General features: G+C 53.9%; 14 protein-coding genes. All 14 read left to right on the top strand.

Annotated elements, in window-relative coordinates; translation table 11 throughout:
* Window positions 1-334: pentapeptide repeat-containing protein (locus PLH32_18100; GenBank protein ID HQJ66522.1), on the top strand; the 334-nt coding region annotated here is incomplete at its 5' end.
* A 106-nt stretch (window positions 335-440) separates the two neighbouring features.
* Entirely contained in the window at window positions 441-860 is a 420-nt protein-coding gene (locus PLH32_18105) for a hypothetical protein (protein ID HQJ66523.1), read from the top strand.
* A 9-nt stretch (window positions 861-869) separates the two neighbouring features.
* Window positions 870-1,211: a hypothetical protein gene (locus PLH32_18110; protein ID HQJ66524.1), complete on the top strand. Its 342-nt coding sequence runs from the start codon at window positions 870-872 to the stop codon at window positions 1,209-1,211.
* A complete protein-coding gene (locus tag PLH32_18115; protein ID HQJ66525.1) occupies window positions 1,204-1,746 on the top strand; it encodes a hypothetical protein in 543 nt (180 codons plus the stop codon). The genes PLH32_18110 and PLH32_18115 overlap by 8 nt, the downstream gene beginning before the upstream one ends.
* A gap of 1 nt (window position 1,747) precedes the next feature.
* The gene (locus PLH32_18120; GenBank protein HQJ66526.1) at window positions 1,748-2,242 is read left to right on the top strand and encodes a hypothetical protein; all 495 of its coding nucleotides are present in this window, start codon (window positions 1,748-1,750) and stop codon (window positions 2,240-2,242) included.
* Complete coding sequence (locus PLH32_18125; protein ID HQJ66527.1) at window positions 2,239-2,415, top strand: hypothetical protein; 177 nt, start codon at window positions 2,239-2,241, stop codon at window positions 2,413-2,415. Before PLH32_18120 ends, PLH32_18125 begins: the two co-directional genes overlap by 4 nt.
* Window positions 2,412-2,753 carry a hypothetical protein gene (locus tag PLH32_18130; GenBank protein HQJ66528.1) on the top strand — a complete coding sequence of 114 codons (342 nt, stop codon included), beginning with the start codon at window positions 2,412-2,414 and terminating at the stop codon, window positions 2,751-2,753. The genes PLH32_18125 and PLH32_18130 overlap by 4 nt, the downstream gene beginning before the upstream one ends.
* Window positions 2,750-3,409: a DNA methyltransferase gene (locus PLH32_18135; GenBank protein ID HQJ66529.1), complete on the top strand. Its 660-nt coding sequence runs from the start codon at window positions 2,750-2,752 to the stop codon at window positions 3,407-3,409. The genes PLH32_18130 and PLH32_18135 overlap by 4 nt, the downstream gene beginning before the upstream one ends.
* Window positions 3,406-3,594: a hypothetical protein gene (locus tag PLH32_18140; GenBank protein ID HQJ66530.1), complete on the top strand. Its 189-nt coding sequence runs from the start codon at window positions 3,406-3,408 to the stop codon at window positions 3,592-3,594. Before PLH32_18135 ends, PLH32_18140 begins: the two co-directional genes overlap by 4 nt.
* A gap of 254 nt (window positions 3,595-3,848) precedes the next feature.
* Window positions 3,849-4,259: a hypothetical protein gene (locus PLH32_18145; GenBank protein HQJ66531.1), complete on the top strand. Its 411-nt coding sequence runs from the start codon at window positions 3,849-3,851 to the stop codon at window positions 4,257-4,259.
* A 13-nt stretch (window positions 4,260-4,272) separates the two neighbouring features.
* A complete protein-coding gene (locus tag PLH32_18150; GenBank protein HQJ66532.1) occupies window positions 4,273-4,476 on the top strand; it encodes a hypothetical protein in 204 nt (67 codons plus the stop codon).
* Window positions 4,476-4,664 carry a hypothetical protein gene (locus tag PLH32_18155; GenBank protein HQJ66533.1) on the top strand — a complete coding sequence of 63 codons (189 nt, stop codon included), beginning with the start codon at window positions 4,476-4,478 and terminating at the stop codon, window positions 4,662-4,664. The genes PLH32_18150 and PLH32_18155 overlap by 1 nt, the downstream gene beginning before the upstream one ends.
* 160 nt (window positions 4,665-4,824) lie before the next feature.
* Window positions 4,825-5,076, top strand: a complete 252-nt coding sequence (locus tag PLH32_18160) for a hypothetical protein (protein ID HQJ66534.1) — start codon at window positions 4,825-4,827, stop codon at window positions 5,074-5,076.
* 2 nt (window positions 5,077-5,078) lie between these two features.
* A complete protein-coding gene (locus tag PLH32_18165) occupies window positions 5,079-5,327 on the top strand; it encodes a hypothetical protein (protein ID HQJ66535.1) in 249 nt (82 codons plus the stop codon).
* The last annotated feature ends 31 nt before the right edge of the window (window positions 5,328-5,358 follow it).

A 5,358-nucleotide genomic window follows, 5' to 3' on the forward strand; every position in this document is an offset into this window, starting at 1 on the left:
GGCTGATCTCACCGGGGCCAATCTCGTCCGGGCTGATCTCACCGGGGCCAATCTCGCCCGGGCCAATCTCCGCGGGGCTGATCTCCGCGGGGCTGATCTCCGCGGGGCTGATCTCCGCGGGGCTGATGTTGACTTTTCCTGCTGGCCGCTTTGGTGTGGCAGCAAAAACGTCAAGGTTGATGCACAGATTGCACGCCAGTTAGCTGCACACTTCTGCGTGCTGGATTGTGATAACGCTGAGTATCAGGCGGCTCGTGCGGCCATACTTGAGTTTGCCAAGAAGAGTCACATATCTGCTGATCTTGGACTCGTGAATGGCGATACGGAAAAGTAATGGCGCTGCGCAGTGAATCCGGATACGCCGGATATCTGCGACGCTCGGCGCGTGCGTATAACAGCGCCAGAATTTAGGCGGCAGCGGCACTCAGGAGTTGCGACGAATGGTGCTGAGGCGGGATAAGCAGGTGATTGTTCGCCGAATCTGCCTGCCGCCGATTAATTTAAGGAGGATGGCGATGGATTATTTAAATGCGTTTGAGAAGATAGACAGTCTTTTGTATGATGAATCGTCAACAATGGGCGAGTGCTGGATGTTTATAAAAGCTCACATTGCCGAGCTTGAATCCCAACTTGCTGCTATGCAGCGAATAGTGGATGGCTATAAGGATGATTTGAAAATACCAGAAAACGTATTGGGTGTTCTCAAGTTGGCTTATCGCAAACATCATTTATTGGATGACTCCGTTGGCTCAACGGAATTATCTGATTTCCTGATGGACACTATTTGTGAATTAATTGGGGATGATGGGTTCCAAAAATGGCTTGATGAACTGGAATGCTGTAATATTGTAGTTGAATAGGAGGATGTGATGGACAGATATAAATTGCACACAATGAATGTGTATAAATTTAAAGATTTACAAAAAGTAGATCATAGTATAGAGAAATTATGTATAGATGCAGGCGGCGATTGGGTGCGCTACGAAGATCACGCTGCCCGCATTGCCGAGCTTGAAGCCGAGATCGTAGAGCGCCGCAAGGATTACAGCGCATGCATCCGGAATCAAGATGCCCGCATTGCCGAGCTTGAGGCGCAGCTTTTCGCTGCGCAGGAGCGCAATACGCTGTTACAGGAGCAGCTTGCTATACCCAATGCGCATATAGTTAATAGCGAACTTCCCGACTCATTAAAGGAGGCCGAACATGACTAAAAGCGGATGGCTGACCATCGTATTAGTCGGCATCATCATTGAGCTATACCTTTTGGCGCGCGTTATTATCGCAGCCGAACCCGCGCCGCGCGTCATCACCGGACCCGGTTCGGTGCGGCTGGTCTGGTCGCCGAATACTGAGAGCGACCTCGATCATTACACCGCCTATTGGTACCGCGCCGATTCTGCCGGCGTTCTCGGCACTATCGCCGCACCAGATACCACCGCGTCGTTCCCGCTGCCCATGCGCCGTTTTTACGAACGCTATTCATTCACCCTGACCGCCACCGACCGCGCGGGCAACGAGAGCGAGCCGTCGGCATCGATCGAGGCCATCTTTTCGCGCGCGCCCGTGTTGTACGGCGACGTCAACGGTGACGGGATGGTTGACATTGAGGACGGCGAGCTGGTGCGGGCCAGCTATGGCGCGCTGCCGTGGTATGCCAATTGGCGCGAGCGGGCCGATCTGGATGGGAGCGGGCGAATCGACATTGAGGACGGGGAAATCTGCAGACAAAACTACGGGAGACGGTAAAATGGCAAAGAACATCCTGCAAAAAATCGGCATGCTGTCGGCCGATGCCCCGGTCATCCGCCGGAAAGTTGGCGAGACGCTGACCGCCGCGCTGCGCATTGACACCGGCGGGCTATCAGTGCACTCGGCCGGGTGCGATGTGGTATACCCGGCGGTGCTGAAGTACCGGTCAAGCGTGGCCGGCGAAGTGTGGACGCGGGTGGGCGTCAATAATTACCCGGCGAGCAATCTCGCCTACGTCGCCGCCGAACAGGACGGTAATGCGCTGACCGGTGACCTGCCGCTGGCGAGCGTCGTATTTGATTGCATCGCGCCGGGCGAGGGCCTGGTGCTGTCCACCGCCAATCGTAAGGCGATCTTGCGGGGCGACGACAATACCTACAAGCTGCACCCGACCGCTGGAGAGGATGGCGCGTTTGCCGTGGATCCCGCCGAGCCTGATGTGCCGGATGGCGCGGTGGTGATGTTTAAAATTATCGTGACGGAGTTACTATGAAACGCAAACTCCGCAAGGCCGACCGGAAAAAGCTGTCCCACGCGCTCTCCGCCGCGCTGGGCGTGGACGTGGTAGTGGAAAAGGTCATTGTGTGCCCGGAAATGCAGTACACCGGTCAATGGCTGCACTGCACCGGGCGAGAAAAGCTAACGCTGACTGTGAGGGAAAAATGAGCCGCTTACGAGAGCTGTATGACGCCGCGCACCCATACCGCGCGGAAGCGCCGACGCTGACCGAAATCATGGACTGGGCCGCTACCGAGCTGTACCGCGCGCAGGGCTGGCGCAATGATGGCCCACGCTTTACCGAGGAAGGCGCCGAATACGGCGACGCCGGGGACCTGAGCGACGCTGCCGTCGATGGTGAGCGCATCATGGCTGATCTTGTCGCCGAGGACATGCGTTTTGCGCACGCCCAGCCTGGCGCGCTGGATGACTGCGCCGAGGTCGAGGATCGCGCGCCGCGCCAAGAGCGCATCGAGACGCGGCTGAAGCGGGAGGGATGGCGATGAAGCCAATATCGCATGTCGAGTGCTGTGATTGCATGGAATTTATGGCGCGCTACCCGGACAAGCACTTCGAGCTGGCGATTGTTGACCCGCCGTATGGGATAGGTGAGGATGGAAAAAGTAATCACAGCAGAGGCAAATTGGCTATTTCTAAGCAATACACGCCTAAACGATGGGACAGTAAGGCACCAAATGATAAATATTTTGATATGCTTTTCGGTAAATCAAAAAATCAAATTATTTGGGGGGCAAATCATTTTTTAGCGAAAACATCAAGCTGTTGGATTGTCTGGGATAAAGATAACGGTGAAAATGATTTCGCTGATTGTGAACTTGCATGGACGAGCTTTAAAACAGCAACCAGAAAATTCACTTTTCGATGGGCTGGAATGTTACAACAGGACATGAAAAATAAAGAATATCGCATCCACCCAACCCAAAAGCCCGTTGCTCTCTATAAATGGCTGCTGCACAACTACGCAAATCCAGGCGACAAGATTCTGGATACCCACCTCGGCAGCGGCTCGTCCCGTATCGCTGCATGGGATATGGGCTTTGATTTCTACGGGTGCGAGCTTGACCGCGAATACTTTGATGCCAGCGTGGAACGATTCGAGCGGTTCCGGGCGCAGCTTAAATTAGAACTGGATGCCGTATGAAGCCTTATCGCTGCAAGGCGTGCTATGTCGAGCGCGCGACGGTGCTCTGCCGCGAGTGCCGAGCGCCGCTGTGCGATAAGCACAGCTATATCCGCGTGGACGGCAATAACGCCAGCATCACCAAGCATGCGCCGGTGCTCTGCCGCCAGTGCTATCAAGCCCGGCATCCGGAGGAGGTGGTATGACGAGAACCGCTATTGTTGCTGATCTGTTTTGCGGGGCGGGTGGAACCAGCACTGGTTTGATTCGTGCGGCCAGAGAACGGAAAATAACTCTCGACCTTATGGGGAGCAGTGCAAGCGCTGTAAATATCTAATAAAGATTGAATATCACGGCAGGAATTACTATAAGTGCCGCTATCGCAAAATAACAAGTGGAGCGGCAACAGACCATCGAGTCGGATGGCCAGCTTGCGCAAAATTCGAGGAGGATTTTAAAGGTGAAAATTGTCGCTGAAACTTTAACGATCGCGGCCCTGGTTATCTCGCTTGCGCTCGCAGCCTGGAGCAAAGGGAGAGCGGATGCGATCAAGGATTTTCGGACGCACCTCGGAGACAAAGGAGACGAGCTCGGGAGAGTCGGCCATCCGTACCGCGATTACTGGCATTTCCTTGACCAGATTCGGACTCTTGCGACGGCTCTCGCTGGCGCGAGTTATGCGCTCGAATCTGCTTTCGGATCTTGGTTCTTGGCTGTTTTGATCGTCGTCGTTCTCGTGCCTGTTTTTAAGCGGCTGATTTTCAATCTCGAATATTACGCGGATCCGGAGGAGCTGTACCGGCGAGAAATGATCCTTAAAATTTCGACGGGATCTAAGCGGCTCGATAAATGGCTCGGGTACCATAATTGATCAGGGAAAACAAATGAAAAGACAGGCTCCGTTCTGGATGGTCTACGTTCGCGGCAACAGAATCCCGGTTTTTGAGCACAAGAACCGGGAAGCAGCCGAGCGCGAAGCGCAGCGGATCGCTATAAAAGAGGGCAAAGAAACCTTTGTCCTTACCCCTATCGGGGGATATTTTCCAAACCCGGAACCTATCTTTATTACTGATTGTAAGGGTGAATAATGGCCAACGGAGAGCGCGCCGAAAGGCGGATTGACCGTCAATGGTGGGGGAAGCGTCCGCTGGCCGATTATTCCCGGTCCTATCGTCCCCGCGTAAATAAATTCTTCAAGCGCCTGCTGCACAAAATTGAACGCAGGCGGGGTGAAAAATTAAAGGAGGAAATGTGGGAACAAACGCGCCAAGATTAAGCCCAAACTTAAAGGTAAAACCGATTCCTCCACCGCCTCCCCCTCCACGCATCCGCGGGTGCGGATGCGTGGGCTGCCTGATTGATGCTGTTTTGGTGCAAGTCGGGATCGACGAAACCGACGAACTGATAAATAAGATTTTGGGGCATAAGGAGGGATGATGAAAGAGGTTTACACTAAAATCGGCGAACGCTGGGTAAAGGGCAAGCAATGCCCGTGCGGTCAGATATTTAATGAAACTCCGCTGCATGTTTATGATCCGCCCTTTGCTCCAGCAGTCTGCCCGAAATGTGGCACAGGCAGAGGAAAGTTTCTGGATGGCGCTGTACTCGTAGAACGCGGCGAAACACGTGGCCTTTTCGGGATCAAGAAAAACGACAACTGGAAGCTGAAAGAATTCAAGGAATTCTAAACATGCCAGTATGGATCGGGATGATGGTGCCGGTGGCTGATGAATATAGAGAGCAGTTGACACCTGTTGTTATAGAGTTCAAGGCGGTCACTGCGGGTGCTGCCGGGATCACCATCTCCGATCTCCTGGCGACCCGCTATCGCGAAGACGTGTCCATCGAGCAATATAACACCGAATCTATACCCGCTTCCCTCGAGGTTGTGATGTCCGAGCCGTCAGGGAAGGTCGTCGTCAGGGTGGAGATAGTATGAGCGAGCCGAAAGACTACCTTCTTCTGAAAGC

The sequence above is a fragment of the bacterium genome (assembly GCA_035419245.1).
In the GTDB taxonomy this organism is placed as follows: domain Bacteria; phylum Zhuqueibacterota; class Zhuqueibacteria; order Residuimicrobiales; family Residuimicrobiaceae; genus JAKPUX01.